Origin of the sequence: Methyloligella solikamskensis (genome assembly GCF_042676065.1) — a bacterium.
GTDB classification, from domain to species: domain Bacteria; phylum Pseudomonadota; class Alphaproteobacteria; order Rhizobiales; family Methyloligellaceae; genus Methyloligella; species Methyloligella solikamskensis.
Window position 1 is genome coordinate 1,095,899 of the sequence record NZ_JBHTJO010000001.1, and the last position, 17,321, is coordinate 1,113,219.

The following is a 17,321-nucleotide window of genomic DNA, read 5'->3' on the forward strand; positions in this document are numbered from 1 at the left end:
CCATGGGCGCAAGCGTTCAGACAGGCGGCAACGGGGGCGGGCGCAGCCGGCGCCGCCGTACCGCGCGGCCCATGGCGGAGATCAACGTCACCCCCATGGTCGACGTGATGCTGGTGCTGCTGATCATCTTCATGGTAGCGGCGCCCATGCTCACCGTGGGCGTGCCGATCGATCTGCCGAAGACCGGCGCCAGCCAGATGGAGAGCGCCACGGAGCCTCCGCTGGAGATCAGCATTGCCGGAGACGGCAAGATCTACCTGCAGGAGACGGAGCTCCAGCTCGACGAAATTGTGCCAAAACTCAAAGCTATCAGTGAGAACAACTCAGAAGCGCGCATCTATGTGCGTGGCGATAGCGCGACCAACTACGGGCTCATCTCGAAAGTTCTCGGCGCGATCAATGGAGCCGGTTTCACGCGGGTCGGGCTGGTCCAGCTGCCGGAAGAATCTTAGAGGCCGGACGACGGGACACATAAGGATAGACGGGGCAATTTAGACCTTGGGCAGGAGCGCATTCATCTCCGCCGCTCTGCACGTCGCAATCGTGCTGTGGCTCGTGGTCGTGATCGACGGATCGCCGCTGGATGGCGAGCCGATCCGCGAGATCCCCGTGGAAATTCTCACGCCGTCGGAGCTTACCCAGATCAAGGCGGGCACCCAGGATGCCCAGAGCGATGCGCCGCTTGCGCCGAAGCCTGAGGAGAACAAGCCGGAAGCGGTGAACGAGAAGAAGGCGGCCGAGGAATCGACCCCGCCTCCGCCGCCACCCCCGGAAGAGGCGCCGCCCGAGGAAGAAGCGCCCCAGGAAGAGGCTGAGGAGATCCCGCCGGCGCCGCCCGAGCCTCAGGAATCGGCCGAGACGCCGCCCCCGCCCGATGAAGCCCCGGAACCTGCGGAAGTTGCCGATAACCGCCCGCCGCCCAGCGCGCCGTTGCGCAAGCCCCCGCCGCCGCCTCAGCCTCAGCAGGCAGAGACGCCGACCCAGAGCAACCGGCCTGCGCCGGATACGGAGAGCGATTCCAGCACGGACCGGCTGGCGGCGCTTCTGAACAAGATGCCGGATGGAGGCGAGGAGCCCACATTGGATGAGCCGCCGCCGGAGCAGGCGGAGGAAGACGTGCGCGGCCAGACCAACGGCACCGAGATGACCATGTCGGTGAATGAGATCGACGCCTTGCGGTCGCGCATCGCACAATGCTGGAACCCGCCGCCGGGCGGTCTGGGGGCAGAGCGCATCATCGTGAAGCTCCGCATGCAGCTCAACGAGGACGGCACGCTGGTGGGCTATCCCACGGTGGAGAACCGGGGCAACTCGCCGTTCTTCCGGGCGGCGGCGGACAGCGCCGTGCGCGCGGTCTATCAGTGCCAGCCATACCCCCTCCCGGTTGAGAAATACTCGCTGTGGCGGGATATGATTCTCAATTTCGACCCAAGCGATATGTATCGGGCGGGTTAGACCGAGAGCGAAACGATTCTCTTTCTCTATAGAAGCGCGCGAATGGCCATGCTGAAGCATCTTGCAGACGGTTCCCTGTCGGGCGGTCCGACGGGCTTGAAGGCCGGCGATCACGGGAACCGCCGTCTTGCGGCAGGGCTCATGGCGCTTGCCGCCCTAATCGCGCTGTTCGGGATGGTGCAGCCGGCGCAGGCCCAGCTCGAGCTCGACATCACCCAGGGCAATATCCAGGCTGTGCCTATCGCCATCGCTCCGTTCCAGACGGACGGGTCGGTAGATCCGCGCGCGGCGGAGGAAATCACCCAGGTGATCTCCAACGATCTGGCATCGTCCGGCCTGCTCAAGCCCATCGACCAGGGGGCCTTCATCCAGACCAATGTCAGCACAAATCAACCGCCGCGGTTTCAGGACTGGCAGGTGATCAATGCCCAGGCCCTCGTCGTGGGGCGGATCGGAGCCAGCGACGGGCGGCTGATGGCGGAGTTCCGGCTGTGGGACGTCTATTCGGGGCGTCAGCTCGCGGGCGAGCAGTTCTTCACCCGGCCGAAGGACGCAAGGCGAATCGGGCACATCATCGCCGATACAATCTATGAGCGAATCACCGGCGAGAAGGGCTATTTCGACACGCGAATCGTCTTCATCGACGAATCCGGACCCAAGGATAAGCGAATCAAGCGCCTGGCGATCATGGATCAGGACGGCCACAACGTGCGGCTTCTGAGTTCCGGCGCGAACCTGGTCGTCACCCCGCGCTTCAGTCCCTCCACCCAGGAAATCACCTACATGTCCTACGAGGGGGGCGAGCCGAAGGTCTACCTGCTCAACATCGAGACGGGGCAGAAGGAGATCGTCGGCGCCTTCCCCGGCATGAGCTTCGCGCCGCGCTTCGCACCGGACGGGCAGCGCATCGTCATGAGCCGCCAGGAGGAGGGCGCGTCGAACATCTTCGAGATGGATTTGCGCAGCCGGCAGATGCGCCGGCTGACGAGCACGCCGGCCATCGACACCTCGCCCTCCTATTCGCCGGACGGGCGGCAGATCGTGTTCACGACGGATCGGGACGGCCGCCAGCAGCTCTATGTGATGAATTCCGACGGCTCGAACCAGCACCGGATCAGCGCAGGAAATGGCAGTTATTCAACGCCTGTATGGTCGCCGCGGGGGGATCTGATCGCCTTCACCAAGCAGACCGGCGGCAAGTTTCTGATCGGCGTGATGAAGCCCGACGGGACCGGCGAGCGCATCCTCACGGAAGGTTTCCACAATGAGGGACCGACCTGGGCGCCCAACGGACGGGTGCTCATGTTCTTCCGGGAGTCGCCCGGTGCACAAGGCGGGCCCAAGCTCTATACGGTCGATCTCACCGGCTATAACGAGCGCCAGGTGCCCACCCCGTCCTTCGCCTCCGATCCCGCCTGGTCGCCCCTGATCAACTGATCGGGTGCGCCTCTCAAGGCCGTTCTCGAAGCGTGGCTTTTGGGTATCGTTCCCAAACCTAGACGTGCGCTTACCACCTATTAACCATCTTGGCGGATAGTCCGGAATTGGCTAGCATAGGGGTCATGCGGGGGCCGGAAGTACAGCGTGGCATTTTCGCACCAATACCCGACAAAGTGTTGGGTACGTCTAGTCCGTTCTTGATCTGAAGGTGGCACGCCGGTATTCCAAAACTTGGCTACTGCCGATTAACCAAAGGAGAGAAGACCATGCAGGGTATGAAGGGCGTTATCGTCGCCGCCACGCTCGTGGCCGCCGCCGTTGCGCTGGGCGGCTGCTTCCATCATCATGAGAAGGCTGTTGTGACCGAGCCGCTGAAGCTTGGTTCCGCCGTGGTGCTGGAGCAGGTTGCTCGCGTCTAACGCGAATAACCCAAAGAATTTTCTATCGAGCAGAAACACCGTTTCTGCATGATGGATCTGGATGCCGGGACGCTGTGGCTCATTTGTTACAGCGTCCCGCAACCGGGTCTTTTTTTTCGTCTTTTTTTCGAGACGTTTTTTGAGTCTTTTTCTGCGTCTTGGGTCTTGGTTTTGACACGCGACGCGGCTTAGCTGCGTCCCGCGCGTTTATGGCTAGGAAAACGTTAAGCATTTAAGCCTAACGCTTTGAAAAGTCTATTTAGCGGGAGTTTCTGTCGATGCGCTTCAACGAAGTCGCGAGACGGACGGGGCACATCGCTTGCGTCCTCACCATAGCCGTCATCTTGGCCGCTTGCGCCCGTCAGAGCCCCAAGGATTATGGGGCGAACGGACTGGGAAGCGCTGGCCCGGCCACGCCTGGTTCAAGCCAGGATTTCGCACAGAATGTGGGCGACACGGTTCACTTCCTGACGGATCAGACCACTCTGACACCGCAGGCGGAGGGCATCCTTCGTAAGCAGGCCCAATGGCTGAACCAGTATCCACAATACTCGATCACGCTTGAGGGCCATGCCGACGAGCGCGGCACGCGCGAATACAATATCGCCCTGGGCTCGCGCCGTGCGACGACGGTTCGCAACTATCTGGCGCAGCAGGGTGTGAACCCGGCGCGCATGCGGACCATCTCCTACGGCAAGGAGCGCCCCGTGGCGGTTTGCGACAACATCTCGTGCTGGTCCCAGAACCGGCGCGTGACCACCAATCTCAACACGCGGGCCATGGCCCAGCGCTAGGCGCTGCTGCTTACGATGAGCGTTCTACGGGTCGGAAGAGCTTGATTCTTCTGCCCTCCGGTGCCTTTTCTACACTCTGATCTGGGCGTCCGCGGCTTGAGCCCCGGGCGCCCGATTGGCTTTAGGCACCGAAAACCCGGTCGCGACCGGCGAGAGAGCTCGCCGGCTGGATGCGGCCATCCAGAGCTGCCATGGGATTGGTCAGACGATGACCGACGCTCAGACCCCAATCTCCGTCGAGGCTTGCGAACCGATCTTCGCGCGCCTGTCCGATTATCCGCGTTTGGCGATAGCGGTTTCGGGCGGGCCGGACAGTCTGGCGCTGCTTTCTCTCCTCCATCGCTGGAAGGACGCGCAGGCGCATGGGCCGGAGATTACGGCTCTGACCGTGGATCATGGCTTGCGTGCCGAATCGGCCGATGAAGCTGCTCTCGTCGCGCGGATCGCCGGCAAGATGGGCATTCCGCACACGACACTTCGCTGGGACGCAGGCGCTGCCGGGACGTCCGGCATACAGGCCCGGGCCCGGCAGGCGCGCTATGACCTCATGGCGGCCTACTGCCATGAGAACGACATCCCGGCGCTTCTGACGGCCCATCACCTGGACGATCAGGCCGAGACGTTCCTCATGCGGCTAGCCCGAGGCAGTGGCCTGGACGGGCTTGCAGCCATCCCTGAGCGGGGCGACTGGGCGGGGATCGCCCTATATCGGCCTCTGCTGGATGTGCCCAAGGCGCAGCTGATCGCGACGGTGGAGTCCGCCGGAATTCCTTACGCGAAAGATCCGAGCAATACCGATTCCCGCTTCGAGCGCGCCCGGCTTCGCAAAGAGCAGGCGGCATGGCAAGCCCTGGGGCTGACGCCGGAGGCGCTGGCGCTTGCTGCGAAGCGCTTGTCCCGGGCCCGCGCGGCACTGGATGCGGCAACCGAAGATTTCCTGGCCGAGGCGGCCCAGGTGAGCCGCGCCGGCAGTGCCGCGGTCGATACGGTGGCGCTCATGGCAGCGCCCGACGAGATCGCGATTCGGGCTCTGCAGCGTCTCATTGCCATGACGGGCGGGCGCGACGAGCCGGTTCGCCTCGCCAAGCTTGAGGTGCTTCTAGAGGAGCTCCGCGCAGATCCGGGCGTGCCGTGGACCCTCGGCGGCTGCCGGTTGATCCCCGAAAATGGACGGCTGCAGATCGTCCGTGAGCTCCGCCGGGACGGCATCGCCGACCTCACCCTTCAGCCTGGGGAGCGCGCCTTGTGGGACAACCGATTCCTGGTCTCTCTGACGGAGACCGCCGCGACGCCGGTCACCGTGCGGGCGCTGGGCGATGTTCAGGCGCGGACGCTTGCCGAAACCACGCCGTGGCTTGCGGAAATCTCGCCTCTGGCGCGGGCCTCCCTGCCATCATGCTGGCGCAATCAGGCGTTGCTATCGGTGTCCTGTCAGGGGCTGGAGCCTGAGGTTTCGTGCCGCGAAGCACAGTTCAGCGCACGCTTTGTGCACGCGTCTGCTTGATTTGACGAGCAGACTTCGTGGACGGCTCCCCGCACGTTGAGAAAGAATGCACGGTTTTGCGCTAAATTATGCGCGTGTTACGAGCCGGTGCGACCCCTCGTCCTCGTTCATTCGCGGGGCTTTCAGGCGGTTGGCAAACGGTTCGCCGGTGCCTATCTTTAACCTTCGACGTAGGCTCTTCGGCGATTTGCTCGCAACCCAAGTAAATTGCGCGGAGAGAATGCGTCCTCACCTCATAAACCAGGGCAATCGATGAATTCGAACTTCCGTAATTTCGCGATCTGGGTGTTTATCGGTCTTTTGCTGATTGCCCTGTTCAACCTGTTTCAGAGCCCCAGCAGTCATGTCCGCGGGTCGGAGATCAGCTTCTCGCAGCTCTTGAGCGACGTCGATAACGGCAGCGTTCAGGACGTGACCATCTCCGGCAGCCAGATTACCGGTCATTATCAGGACGGACGCACCTTCCAGACCTATGCGCCGAACGATCCGGGGCTGGTGGAGCGGCTCTACAACAAGGACGTGAAGATCACCGCGAAACCGTCGGAAGACGACGTGCCGTCGCTGATGGGCGTGCTGGTCTCCTGGTTCCCCATGCTGCTCCTGATCGCGGTGTGGATCTTCTTCATGCGCCAGATGCAGTCCGGCGGCGGCCGGGCTATGGGCTTTGGCAAGTCGAAGGCCAAGCTGCTGACCGAGCGTCAGGGCCGGGTCACCTTCGAAGATGTCGCCGGCGTCAATGAGGCGAAGGAGGATCTGCAGGAGATCGTCGAGTTCCTGAAGGACCCGCAGAAATTCCAGCGGCTGGGCGGACGTATTCCGCGCGGCGCGCTGCTGGTGGGCCCTCCCGGCACGGGTAAGACCCTGATCGCGCGTGCGGTCGCGGGCGAGGCCAATGTGCCGTTCTTCACCATCTCCGGCTCCGACTTCGTGGAGATGTTCGTCGGTGTCGGTGCGTCCCGCGTGCGCGACATGTTCGAGCAGGCGAAGAAGAACGCGCCCTGCATCATCTTCATCGACGAGATCGACGCGGTCGGCCGTCATCGCGGCGCCGGTCTCGGCGGCGGCAATGACGAGCGCGAGCAGACCCTGAACCAGCTGCTGGTCGAGATGGACGGTTTCGAGGCGAATGAAGGCATCATCCTGATCGCCGCTACCAACCGTCCCGACGTGCTGGACCCGGCGCTGCTGCGTCCCGGCCGTTTCGACCGTCAGGTGGTCGTGCCGCGCCCCGACATCATCGGCCGCGAGCGCATCCTCAACGTTCATGTCCGCAAGGTGCCGCTGGCGCCGAATGTGGACCTCCGCACCATCGCGCGCGGCACGCCGGGCTTCTCCGGCGCCGACCTCGCCAATCTGGTGAACGAGGCGGCCCTGCTGGCAGCTCGCCGGTCCAAGCGTCTGGTGACGCAAGCCGAGCTTGAGGACGCCAAGGACAAAGTCATGATGGGCGCCGAGCGGCGGTCCATGGTGATGACCGACGAGGAGAAGATGCTGACCGCCTATCACGAGGGCGGCCACGCCCTGGTGGCACTGCATCAGGAATATTCCGACCCTGTCCACAAGGCGACCATCATTCCGCGCGGCCGAGCGCTGGGCATGGTGATGCGTTTGCCCGAGCGGGACGTGCTGTCCCACACCCGTGGTAAGCTGATGGCCGACCTCACGGTGGCCATGGGCGGACGCGTGGCCGAGGAGGTGATCTTCGGCTACGAGAAGGTCACCTCGGGTGCGTCTTCGGACATCAAGATGGCGACCAACCTGGCGCGCGCCATGGTCACCCAATTCGGCATGTCCGATAAGCTGGGGCCGCTGGCCTATGGCGAGAACGAGGAAGAGGTGTTTCTCGGCCATTCCGTGGCGCGGCAGCAGAACCTCTCCGACGACACGCAAGCCATGGTCGACGAGGAGATCCACCGTTTCGTGGACGAGGCCTACGACCGGGCGCGGAAGATCATCGACGAGAATCTCGAGGAACTGCACACCATCGCGAAGGGGCTTATCGAATACGAGACCCTGACCGGCGAGGAGATCAAGGATCTGCTCAAGGGCAAGCCGCCGAAGCGGGATGCCGCCGACGATACGCCGAGCAAGCCCAGCGCATCTTCCGCGGTCCCGGCGACCGGCGGCGGGAAGAAAAAGAAGAAATCGGACCCCGAGCCGGGCACGGGCGGTATGGAGCCGCAGCCGCAGACTTAAAGGGTCGAGACACCAAAAGATTCGAAGGCCATCGCCCCTGACGGACGGTGGCCTTCGTCGTTTCAGGGGCAACGAATGTTTTCCGATTCTACCGGCACGCCATGTCACGTCTTTATCTAAGGCCGCTCGGCTTTCTGTACGGCCCGGCCGCCAAGACGGGGCTCGCCGAAGGTTTCGCCCTTCCGGTGGCCGGCGGTCCGGTGGCCTTCACGCTCGCGGAGGTCATCGAGGGAGAGCCCGGCTCTTCCAAGCGCCGCATGATGACGGCGAGCGATCTTTCCCAGACCAAGGACAGCGACCTCTACGCCGCGATCGGGCAGGTAACCGCGCCACGGGCAGGCTTTGCGGGCATCTCGGCGGAGCGCCTCTCCTCGGGACGTCCGCTGCTCATGGGCATCGTCAACGTGACGCCGGACAGCTTCTCCGATGGCGGGCTGTTCGATCAGAAGGAGCCGGCGGTGAACCACGCCGCGGAGCTGATCCAGGCGGGCGCGGAGATCGTCGATATCGGTGGCGAATCCACCCGGCCGGGCTCGGAAGCCGTTCCAGGCGAGGACGAGCTCTCTCGGGTTATTCCGGTTCTGGAGGACTTGCACGGCGTGAAGGCCGTGATCTCCGTGGACACGCGGAAAGCGGAGGTGGCGCGTGCAGCCGCCGAGCAGGGCGCTACCATCTTCAACGATGTCTCGGCGCTGACCTTCGATGAGAAGAGCCTAGAGACGGCGGTGGAGACCGGCATGGCGGTGGTGCTTATGCATGCCCAGGGCGAGCCCAAGACCATGCAGAAGAACCCGACCTATGAGGACGTGGTTCTGGAGGTCTACGACTATCTGGCGGAGCGGATCGCGGCGGTCTCAGAGGCCGGTGTACCGAAGGACCGGATCGTCGCCGATCCCGGCGTCGGCTTCGGCAAGGATATCGACCACAATCTCGATCTTCTGGCGCATCTCTCCATTTTCCACGGTCTCGGCGTGCCGGTTCTGGTCGGCGCCTCGCGCAAGCGCTTCATCGAAGGGGTGATCGGGGAGAAGAACCCGCGCAACCGCGAGCCAGGCTCTCAGGCGATCGCCATCTCGTCGGCCTCGCAAGGGGTGCAGATCATGCGCGTCCACGATGTGGCGGCTACCCGCCAGGCGCTCGAGGTCTGGCATGGCAGCGTGACGGGGCGTCCCGAAAAAGCCTGAAAAACAGGGTAAATCGATCCTTAAGACGACGGTCCAGCCTCGCGTTCCGGCTGTAACCGTTGCTTACATGATTTGAACGCAGGATGGGCCGCTAAGAGGCATTATGCCTCTCTCGCATGAGGGGCGATCACAGATTCGGAGAGGACGAAGGCGAGGGCACTGATCCTCGCCCGGTTTGGGGGTTTCGCTATGTCACGCAGCTATTTCGGCACAGATGGGATTCGCGGCAGCGCTAATTCGCATCCGATGACCGCGGAAATCGCGATGCGCGTGGGCATGGCTGCAGGCAAGCTCTTCACCAATGGCCAGCACCGGCACCGCGTGGTGATCGGCAAGGACACAAGGCTCTCCTGCTACATGATCGAGTCGGCGCTCGTCTCCGGCTTCACCTCCGTGGGCATGGACGTCTTCCAGCTCGGCCCGATGCCGACCCCGGCCGTGGCCATGCTGACCCGATCGCTGCGGGCGGATCTCGGCGTGATGATCTCCGCCTCCCACAACCCCTATATCGACAACGGCATAAAGCTGTTCGGCCCCGACGGCTACAAGCTCTCCGACGAAAGGGAGCTTGAGATCGAGGCGCTGATGGACAGTGATGTGAGCGAGCTTTTGGCGCCGCCGGACAGGATCGGCCGGGCCAAGCGGATCGACAGCGCGTCCGAACGCTATATCGAGTTCGCCAAACGGACCTTGCCGCGCAACCTGCGTTTCGACGGGCTTCGCGTGGTGATCGATTGCGCCAATGGCGCCGGCTACAAGGTGGCGCCCGCAGCACTCTGGGAGCTCGGCGCGGAGGTGATCGAGATCGGCGTTGAGCCGAATGGTCTGAACATCAACAAGGAATGCGGCTCGACCGCGCCCGAGGCGCTTGCCAACAAGGTGCGCGAAGTGCGCGCCGATATCGGCATCGCGCTGGACGGCGACGCGGATCGTGTGGTTGTGACCGACGAGACTGGCAAAGTGATCGACGGCGATCAGCTTATGGCGGTGATCGCCGAATCCTGGCTGAAGCGCGGGCGGCTCGCCGGCGGCGGCATCGTGGCCACGGTGATGTCCAATCTCGGCCTGCAGAAATATCTCGAAGGCCTCGGTCTGACCGTGGAGCGCACGCCCGTGGGCGACCGCTATGTCGTGGAGCATATGCGGCAGCACGGCTACAACGTGGGCGGCGAGCAGTCGGGCCACGTTATCCTGTCGGACTTCTCCACCACCGGCGACGGTCTGGTGACGGCGCTACAGCTCATGGCCGTGGTGGCTCAGAGCGGCAAGCCGGTCAGCGAGGTCTGCAACCGGTTCGAGCGCATGCCCCAGATCCTGGAGAACGTGGAGTACAAATCCGGGATTTCGCCGCTGGACAACGTCAATGTCGAGCGGGCCATCAAGGACGCCAATGCGCGGCTCGGCGAGAGCGGGCGGCTTCTGGTGCGGGCCTCGGGCACGGAGCCGGTGATCCGGGTGATGGGCGAGGGGGCGGACGCCATCCTCGTGCAGACCGTGGTGAACGAGCTCGTCGAAGTGCTGCGGACGGCGGCGTAAACGCCCCGAGCAGGCGGCAAGACGTTAACGAATCCTTTCCGAAGTATTAACGATATCTTACTTTCGTGGTCTTGGCCGTGTGAGAGATTAAGGCCTTTTGCGTCCAGTCGTCCTATTGCGAAACCTCCATTAGAACTCAATTAACCATTCCTGTTCATAGTCCCGTTTTGAGACAGCCCGAAATGCTCCCGCTCGGTGCGGGTCCGGCTGCTGAAAAAGGGGACAGATATGGGAAAGACACGAATTGCATTGAGCGCGTTCGCCCTGGTGCTCTGCCAGGTGGCCGGCGCACACGCGGCAGATCTCGGGCTTCCGCCTCCGCCGCCGATCATGGAAGCGCCGCCCCCGGTGGTCGCTGACGATTGCTGCACGGATCAGGGCTGGTACTTCAAGGGCTTCCTGGGCTCGACCAGCTACGACGTTTCGAGCATCGACAACGCCGCCTTCGATACGGCCGACTTCACCTTCCACAATCTCGGCTTCGAGGCCTCCGGCTTCGGCGGTCTGGGTATCGGCTACAAGCTGAACCGGCATATCCGCATGGACGCCACGGCGGAATATCGCAATCGGGCGACCTTCCACGGCCTCGACAGCTATGAAGGGCCTGGCTTCTCCGGGACCAACGACTACGAGGCGACCCTGAAGTCCTGGGCCATGCTGGCCAACTTCTATTGGGACATCATCTGCTGGAACGGCCTGACGCCGTATGTCGGCGCCGGTGTCGGCTTCTCGCGGAACTACATCGGCAACTTCACCGATATCAACGTTCCGAACCTGGGTGTGGCCTACGCCAACACCAACGCTACGACGGAGTTCGCCTGGGCGATCCACGCCGGCTTCGCCTTCGAGGTCAACGACCGCGTGACCCTCGACCTGGCCTATCGCTACATGAACCTGGGCGATGCCATGAGCGACACGGTCATTGCCTATGACGGCAGCGGCACGGCTGACGGTCTGGAGTTCGAGGATATCGACTCCCACGACGTGATGCTGGGCGTGCGCTGGAAGTTCGGCCATTGCTGCGGCCAGCCTGCGCCGATGCCGGTAGCCTTCAAGTAGCCTGACCGGCACAAAAGATCCCCGTTCTCATTGCAGGGAACGATCGAGGGGCTGTCCGTTTCTCCTGGCGGGCGGCCCCTTTTCATTTGCGGGACCGGTGCTTGCGCAGCCCTTCGCTTGACCTCGGCAACAAGCTGCCTTTATGGCGATAGATACTGTGCCTTTCAGTTCGGCGAATCACCGCCTGAGCGAGGTCTGCCTAATGTCCGCCAAGCCCCCAAGACGCCCTGAAAATCCGCGGTTTTCGTCCGGTCCCTGCACGAAGCACCCGGGCTGGTCAGTCGAATATCTCCAAGGCGCCTCGTTGGGGCGCAATCACCGCTCCGACGTGGCCCATGCCAAGTTTCAGCTCGCACTGGAGAAGAGTCGGGAGCTCTTGCGGCTGCCGGACGACTATCTCATCGGCATGGTGCCGGCCTCGGACACGGGAGCCATGGAGATGGCGCTGTGGAGCCTGCTGGGGCCGCGCGGCGTCGACGTGCTCGCCTGGGAAGCGTTCAGCGCCGACTGGGTCACCGATATCGTAGAGCAGCTGAAGCTCACCAATGTGCGTGCCGTTGTGGCGCCCTATGGCGAGCTTCCGGATCTGAATCAGGTCGATTTCAAGCGTGACGTGGTGTTCGCCTGGAACGGCACGACCTCGGGCGTGCGCGTGCCCAATGCGGATTGGATTTCAGCGGATCGGGAAGGGCTCACCATCTGCGATGCGACCTCGGCGGTCTTCGCCCAGGAGATCGACTGGTCGAAGCTCGATGTGGCGACCTATTCCTGGCAGAAGGCGCTTGGCGGCGAGGCGGCCCACGGCATGCTGATCCTTAGCCCCCGCGCCGTGCAGCGGCTGAAGACCTATACGCCGCCCTGGCCGCTGCCGAAGATCTTCCGCCTCACCCATGACGGTGTCTTCCTGAAGGAGATCTTCGAAGGATCGCCCATCAACACGCCGTCGCTGCTGTGCCTTGAGGATTATCTCGATGCGCTTTCCTGGGTGGAAAGCATCGGCGGGCTGGATGCGATGATCGCACGGGCGGATGCGAACGCCGCGGTCGTGGATTACTGGGTGGAGCGGACCGAATGGGTGGAGTATCTCGCCGCCGATCCTGCCACGCGCTCCAACACCAGCGTGTGCCTGAAGGTGGTGGACCCGGATGTGCTCAGCTTGCCGTCCGAGGCGCGGGCCGCGTTTCCGCGGGCGATCGCGAGCCTTTTGGATGCGGAGGACGTGGCGAAGGATATCGCGTCCTACCGGACTGCGCCGCCGGGCTTGCGGCTTTGGACAGGCGGCACGGTCGAGCAGAGCGATCTGGAGCTTCTGATGCCCTGGCTGGACTGGGGCTTCGAGCAGGCCAAGCAGGCCATCGCACGGGCGGCTTGATTTCACGAAGGTGAGACACCGCTAGCGCTCGCATCGGAGCGCGCCTCACGCTATAAGACGACACGGCCCCCAAGAACCGCGGGGCCGTTTTTGATGTCAGGACAGGAGCAGCGGCCCCATGGCCAATGTTGCGGTCGTCGGCGCCCAGTGGGGCGACGAAGGCAAGGGAAAGATCGTCGATTGGTTGTCTGAGCGCGCCGATGTGGTGGTGCGCTTCCAGGGCGGCCATAACGCTGGCCACACGCTCGTGATTGCCGGCACCACCTACAAGCTGTCGCTGCTGCCCTCGGGCGTGGTGCGGTCCACCAAGCTGTCGGTAATCGGCAATGGCGTGGTGGTCGATCCGTGGGCGCTGGCCGACGAGATTACGCGGCTGCAGGAGCAGGGCGTCACCATCGACCGCAGCAATTTGCGACTGGCGGAGAACGCGACGCTGATCCTGCCGCTTCATCGCGAGTTGGATGCGCTGCGCGAGGCGGCGGCCGGCGACGGCAAGATCGGCACCACCAAGCGGGGCATCGGCCCGGCCTACGAGGACAAGGTGGGGCGGCGCGCGATCCGCGTGATGGATCTCGCCGAGCTTGAGAGTCTGAAGCCGAAGCTTGCCCGTATCCTCACCCATCACAATGCGCTGCGCCGCGGCCTGGGCGAAGAAGAGATCGATGGCGACGAGCTTTACAGTCAGCTCGCCGAGATCGCGCCGAAGGTTCTCCCCTACGTCGATACGGTCTGGGCGCTGCTGGACGAGAAGCGGCGCTCTGGCAAGCGCATCCTGTTCGAAGGTGCGCAAGGCACGCTGCTCGATATCGATCACGGCACCTATCCGTTCGTCACCTCTTCCAACACCATCGCCGCGCAAGCTGCGACGGGCTCCGGGGTCGGGCCTGGCTCGATCCAATACGTGCTCGGCATCGCCAAGGCCTACACGACACGGGTGGGCGAGGGGCCCTTCCCGACGGAGCTGTTCGACGAGACGGGTCAGCGGCTCGGCGAGCGTGGTCACGAATTCGGCACGGTGACGGGACGTGCGCGGCGCTGCGGCTGGTTCGATGCCTGCCTGGTGCGGCAGGCGGCCAAGGTGGGCGGCATCGACGGCATCGCCCTCACCAAGCTCGACGTGCTGGATGGGTTGCCAGAGCTGAAGGTCTGCATCGGCTATCGTCTCGACGGCAAGCCGATGGATCACCTGCCGGCGGCCCATAACGCGCAGGCGCGGGTCGAGCCGGTCTACGAGATCATGGAAGGCTGGTCGGAATCGACCGCCGGCGCACGCTCCTGGGCGGAGCTGCCGGCCCAATGCATCAAATATGTCAAACGCTTAGAGGAGCTGATCGAGGTTCCCGTGGCGCTTGCCTCGACCAGCCCAGACCGGGACGATACGATTCTGGTGCACGATCCCTTTGAGGATTAGGGGAGGGCGCATTGGCCGACAAATATCCCTGGAAGGTTGCCTGGATCACCGGCGCATCGGGCGCCATTTGCGGCGAGATGGCCCGGCGCCTGGCCGATGGTGGTGTGAAGGTGGCGGCCACGGCGCGGCTGTCGGAGGCCCTAGAGAGGCTTGCGGCCGAGCATGCGAACATCACGGTGTACCCGGCCGACGTGCTTGATCCGGAAGCGCTGAAAGAAAGTGCGGCGCGGATCGGCGGCGAGCTCGGTGCTATCGATCTGGTTGTGGCTGGCGCCGGCATGTACGAGCCGTTCGACATCAACGATGTCGATGTCGCCGGTTTCGGCAAGACCATGGATCTCAATGTCACCGGCGTGATGAACACGGTGGCGGCCGTGCTTCCGACTATGCTGGCGCGGCGGAGCGGCCATATCGCGCTGATGGGATCGCTGTTCGGCTACACGGGCTGGCCGGGCAATGGGGGCTATGGGGCCTCCAAAGCCGCGGTGATCAATCTCGCCGAGAGCCTGAAGCTCGAGCTGCACAAGACGGGCGTCGACATTACCCTGGTGAGCCCGGGCTTCGTCGATACGCAGCTCAACGCCTCTTACGAAGGTAAGAAGCATTTCGTGATGAGCCCCCAGCGCTGCGCCAAGAAGATACTGAAGTCGCTGCCGGGCAAGCCCTACGAGATCGCTTTTCCTATCCAGGTAGCGCTATTCCTGAAGACGGCGCGTGCGATGCCCAACGCCATTGGCCGGGCGATGATCCGCGGCTTCATCAAGGCGATGGGGTAGCCATGAAACCGACGATCGAAATGCTGGCCGGCTATAACGCCTGGGCCAACGGACGTGTCTACGACGCGGCGGAAGCGCTGCCGGACAAAGACTACCGCGCGGATCTCGGGGCGTTCTTCGGCTCCGTCCACGGCACGCTGAATCATCTCCTGACCGGCGATTACATCTGGATGCACCGCTTCACGGGCGAGGGGCCGAACCCGGACCGGCTGGATGCGATCCAGCATGAGGCGTTTGGCGATCTTCGTGCCGCGCGGAACGCTGCGGACAAGCGGATCGTCGACTATGTGGCCGGGCTCGGCGAGGACGATATCTCAGGCGATCTGGTCTATCGGACCATATCCAATCCGGCGGAGGTGCGTCAGCAGCTCGGCGGCCTGCTGATCAATTTCTTCAATCACCAGACCCATCACCGGGGGCAGGTCCATGCGCTGCTCACCCGGCTGACCGGCGATGCGCCGTCTCTCGACATGATCCTGTTCCATCGCGAGGCGGGCATCAGCGAGGTGCGGCCGCTTTAGAGGTGGGCTCGGAACATATGGTTTCGTCATTGCCGGGCTCGACCCGGCAATCCATGCCGTTCCGTTGCAACTTGCTCCCGGCGTATCGATCGGGGGCTGAGGGTGCTGAGAGGTAACGGAATGGATGCCCGGATCAAGTCCGGGCATGACGACGGAGCGAGTGGCTAAGGTGCTGCCCATCCTTCGAGGCTCGACGCGTTTCGCGCCGACCACCTCAGGATGACGCCGAGGTTGGGTGGTGCAGTCTATTCGCGCCTAAAGCAGCTCGCGGAAATAGTCGTCGATCAGGCGGTCGTTCGGGTCGGCCTTCCTGCGGGCTTCCTTGAACTTGTCGATGCGCTCCTCGCCAAACGCCTTGTGCACCTGATCGCGGGTGAGGAAGGGCGTCTGGTTGAAGAGGGGCGATCCGCCGTTCTCGCTGCAGAACTCGTTATAGGCTTTCAGGAAGGTCTCCCACTCCTTGCCGCCCGTTGAAGCCGGATCGATGCTCAGCCCTGCGCTGTTCCAGGTATAGGAGAAGAGCGCGTTGCGGTCCTGGGCGACCGAGTAGCCGACGCTCGGCAGGTTGGTGCGGTAGCCCGTGCGCTCCTCGTAATCGATGAGGAAGTCGCAATAGCGCTCCAGGATGTCGAAGAAGCCGTCCTCCGGGAACGACCACATGCTGAAGATGTATTTGTTCAGGCCGGGCTCGCGCGGATAGCTGATGATCTGCTCTTGCGGCCAGGTGCGGTCGCCGCCGATGAGGCGGGCGAGGCCCTGTCGAATCAGGCCGAAATGAATGCGGTCGAGGGCGTGGCGCACGGCGCGGTTGGGCGACAGCTCCTGGATCTTGCGGGTGATCAGCGGATCGTATTTGCGCCAGAACCGGTTGCGGTACTGCCAGCGGTGGCGCTGGTTCGGCGTCGCGTCCGGATTGTCCTTCTTCAGTTCGACGACGACCCGCTTCTCGTAGGGGAAGATGTAATACATCACCGCGCAGCCATCGGCCTTGAACAGGGGGAAGCGCTCGCGGAACTCCTTGAGGTTGAGATTCCGGTGGCGAAGCCAAAGGGCCACAGTCGGCTGCACGCGGATGGTGAGCTCGAAGACGATGCCGAGCAGCCCATATGAGGACCGCATCAGGTGCATCTCTTCCGGATTGTCCGTCTCGTTGATCTCGCGGATTTCACCTGAGGGCGTCACGTAGCGCATGGCGGTGACGTAGGAGGAGATCTGACCGTACTCGTCGGGGAAGGAGGAGTCCTTCGTGGCGGCGGTCGCCATGGCGCCCAGGGTCACATTGCCGATCTCGGTCATGATGTTGAACTGGAGCCCGTGCTTGCGCAGCTCACGCACCAGCGGCAGGAAGGTGATGCCGGCCTCCACGGTCACCGTATCCTCGCCGATCTCGATGATGCGGTTCATGCCGAGCATGTCGACCATGGTGCCTTCATCGCCGTTCATGCGGGCGGTGGAGTGCATGGACCCTTTGGGCCGCACGGGAGACGGGAAACGCTCCTTGTTGGTGAGGATCTCGACCAGATCCTGCGCGCTCTCGGGCTTCACGAGCACCTTGGGGCTGTAGTCCCAGGTCCCGTCCCAGCTCTTGATCTCGACGTTGTGGCGAATTTCCATGCCATCTCCCAAAGAAAACGTTTGGGACATTAACTGAAAC

15 protein-coding genes are annotated in these 17,321 nt (G+C 63.4%); 14 read left to right on the forward strand and 1 reads right to left on the reverse strand.

The features are described 5' to 3' along the window. Positions 1 to 2: 2 nt before the first annotated feature. The 14 genes from tolR (at position 3) to ACFQ2F_RS05365 (ending at position 15,667) form a co-directional block, all read left to right on the forward strand. The gene (tolR, locus tag ACFQ2F_RS05300; RefSeq protein WP_379086772.1) at positions 3 to 452 is read left to right on the forward strand and encodes a protein TolR; all 450 of its coding nucleotides are present in this window, start codon (positions 3 to 5) and stop codon (positions 450 to 452) included. A 46-nt stretch (positions 453 to 498) separates the two neighbouring features. Next, entirely contained in the window at positions 499 to 1,455 is a 957-nt protein-coding gene (locus ACFQ2F_RS05305) for a hypothetical protein (protein ID WP_379086775.1), read from the forward strand. 141 nt (positions 1,456 to 1,596) lie between these two features. Next, positions 1,597 to 2,892, forward strand: a complete 1,296-nt coding sequence (tolB, locus tag ACFQ2F_RS05310) for a Tol-Pal system beta propeller repeat protein TolB (protein ID WP_379090600.1) — start codon at positions 1,597 to 1,599, stop codon at positions 2,890 to 2,892. A gap of 269 nt (positions 2,893 to 3,161) precedes the next feature. After that, on the forward strand, positions 3,162 to 3,314 hold the full coding sequence (locus ACFQ2F_RS05315; protein WP_379086778.1) for a hypothetical protein: 153 nt from the start codon (positions 3,162 to 3,164) through the stop codon (positions 3,312 to 3,314). Between the two features lie 278 nt (positions 3,315 to 3,592). After that, entirely contained in the window at positions 3,593 to 4,108 is a 516-nt protein-coding gene (pal, locus tag ACFQ2F_RS05320; protein WP_379086781.1) for a peptidoglycan-associated lipoprotein Pal, read from the forward strand. 208 nt (positions 4,109 to 4,316) lie between these two features. Further along, positions 4,317 to 5,612 (forward strand): tRNA lysidine(34) synthetase TilS, encoded by a 1,296-nt coding sequence (gene tilS, locus ACFQ2F_RS05325; protein WP_379086784.1) that lies wholly within the window; start codon positions 4,317 to 4,319, stop codon positions 5,610 to 5,612. A 252-nt stretch (positions 5,613 to 5,864) separates the two neighbouring features. After that, a complete protein-coding gene (gene ftsH, locus ACFQ2F_RS05330; protein WP_379086787.1) occupies positions 5,865 to 7,808 on the forward strand; it encodes an ATP-dependent zinc metalloprotease FtsH in 1,944 nt (647 codons plus the stop codon). 101 nt (positions 7,809 to 7,909) lie between these two features. Then, positions 7,910 to 8,992 carry a dihydropteroate synthase gene (folP, locus tag ACFQ2F_RS05335; protein ID WP_379086790.1) on the forward strand — a complete coding sequence of 361 codons (1,083 nt, stop codon included), beginning with the start codon at positions 7,910 to 7,912 and terminating at the stop codon, positions 8,990 to 8,992. Positions 8,993 to 9,181: 189 nt separating this feature from the next. Continuing rightward, a complete protein-coding gene (glmM, locus tag ACFQ2F_RS05340; protein ID WP_379086793.1) occupies positions 9,182 to 10,528 on the forward strand; it encodes a phosphoglucosamine mutase in 1,347 nt (448 codons plus the stop codon). Positions 10,529 to 10,756: 228 nt separating this feature from the next. Then, positions 10,757 to 11,587, forward strand: coding sequence for an outer membrane protein (locus tag ACFQ2F_RS05345; protein ID WP_379086796.1), 831 nt, complete (start codon positions 10,757 to 10,759; stop codon positions 11,585 to 11,587). A 202-nt stretch (positions 11,588 to 11,789) separates the two neighbouring features. Further along, complete coding sequence (locus ACFQ2F_RS05350) at positions 11,790 to 12,959, forward strand: phosphoserine transaminase (RefSeq protein ID WP_379086799.1); 1,170 nt, start codon at positions 11,790 to 11,792, stop codon at positions 12,957 to 12,959. A 118-nt stretch (positions 12,960 to 13,077) separates the two neighbouring features. Beyond that, positions 13,078 to 14,370 (forward strand): adenylosuccinate synthase, encoded by a 1,293-nt coding sequence (locus ACFQ2F_RS05355; protein WP_379086802.1) that lies wholly within the window; start codon positions 13,078 to 13,080, stop codon positions 14,368 to 14,370. 11 nt (positions 14,371 to 14,381) lie between these two features. Then, on the forward strand, positions 14,382 to 15,146 hold the full coding sequence (locus tag ACFQ2F_RS05360; RefSeq protein ID WP_379086805.1) for an SDR family NAD(P)-dependent oxidoreductase: 765 nt from the start codon (positions 14,382 to 14,384) through the stop codon (positions 15,144 to 15,146). Between the two features lie 2 nt (positions 15,147 to 15,148). Further along, positions 15,149 to 15,667, forward strand: coding sequence for a DinB family protein (locus ACFQ2F_RS05365; RefSeq protein WP_379086808.1), 519 nt, complete (start codon positions 15,149 to 15,151; stop codon positions 15,665 to 15,667). A 255-nt stretch (positions 15,668 to 15,922) separates the two neighbouring features. Here ACFQ2F_RS05365 and ACFQ2F_RS05370 read toward each other — a convergent pair whose 3' ends face one another. Then, a complete protein-coding gene (locus ACFQ2F_RS05370; protein WP_379086811.1) occupies positions 15,923 to 17,281 on the reverse strand; it encodes an FAD-binding protein in 1,359 nt (452 codons plus the stop codon). Positions 17,282 to 17,321 lie beyond the last annotated feature (40 nt).

What these genes read in the sequence shown, in the direction of transcription:
- tolB (WP_379090600.1), top strand. Translation starts at nt 1,597, where the DNA reads ATGGCGCTTGCCGCCCTAATCGCGCTGTTCGGGATGGTGCAGCCGGCG.
- ACFQ2F_RS05345 (WP_379086796.1), top strand. Translation starts at nt 10,757, where the DNA reads ATGGGAAAGACACGAATTGCATTGAGCGCGTTCGCCCTGGTGCTCTGC.
- glmM (WP_379086793.1), top strand. Translation starts at nt 9,182, where the DNA reads ATGTCACGCAGCTATTTCGGCACAGATGGGATTCGCGGCAGCGCTAAT.
- ACFQ2F_RS05315 (WP_379086778.1), top strand. Translation starts at nt 3,162, where the DNA reads ATGCAGGGTATGAAGGGCGTTATCGTCGCCGCCACGCTCGTGGCCGCC.
- tolR (WP_379086772.1), top strand. Translation starts at nt 3, where the DNA reads ATGGGCGCAAGCGTTCAGACAGGCGGCAACGGGGGCGGGCGCAGCCGG.
- ACFQ2F_RS05370 (WP_379086811.1), bottom strand. Translation starts at nt 17,281, where the DNA reads ATGGAAATTCGCCACAACGTCGAGATCAAGAGCTGGGACGGGACCTGG.
- ACFQ2F_RS05355 (WP_379086802.1), top strand. Translation starts at nt 13,078, where the DNA reads ATGGCCAATGTTGCGGTCGTCGGCGCCCAGTGGGGCGACGAAGGCAAG.
- ftsH (WP_379086787.1), top strand. Translation starts at nt 5,865, where the DNA reads ATGAATTCGAACTTCCGTAATTTCGCGATCTGGGTGTTTATCGGTCTT.
- pal (WP_379086781.1), top strand. Translation starts at nt 3,593, where the DNA reads ATGCGCTTCAACGAAGTCGCGAGACGGACGGGGCACATCGCTTGCGTC.
- folP (WP_379086790.1), top strand. Translation starts at nt 7,910, where the DNA reads ATGTCACGTCTTTATCTAAGGCCGCTCGGCTTTCTGTACGGCCCGGCC.
- ACFQ2F_RS05365 (WP_379086808.1), top strand. Translation starts at nt 15,149, where the DNA reads ATGAAACCGACGATCGAAATGCTGGCCGGCTATAACGCCTGGGCCAAC.
- ACFQ2F_RS05350 (WP_379086799.1), top strand. Translation starts at nt 11,790, where the DNA reads ATGTCCGCCAAGCCCCCAAGACGCCCTGAAAATCCGCGGTTTTCGTCC.
- tilS (WP_379086784.1), top strand. Translation starts at nt 4,317, where the DNA reads ATGACCGACGCTCAGACCCCAATCTCCGTCGAGGCTTGCGAACCGATC.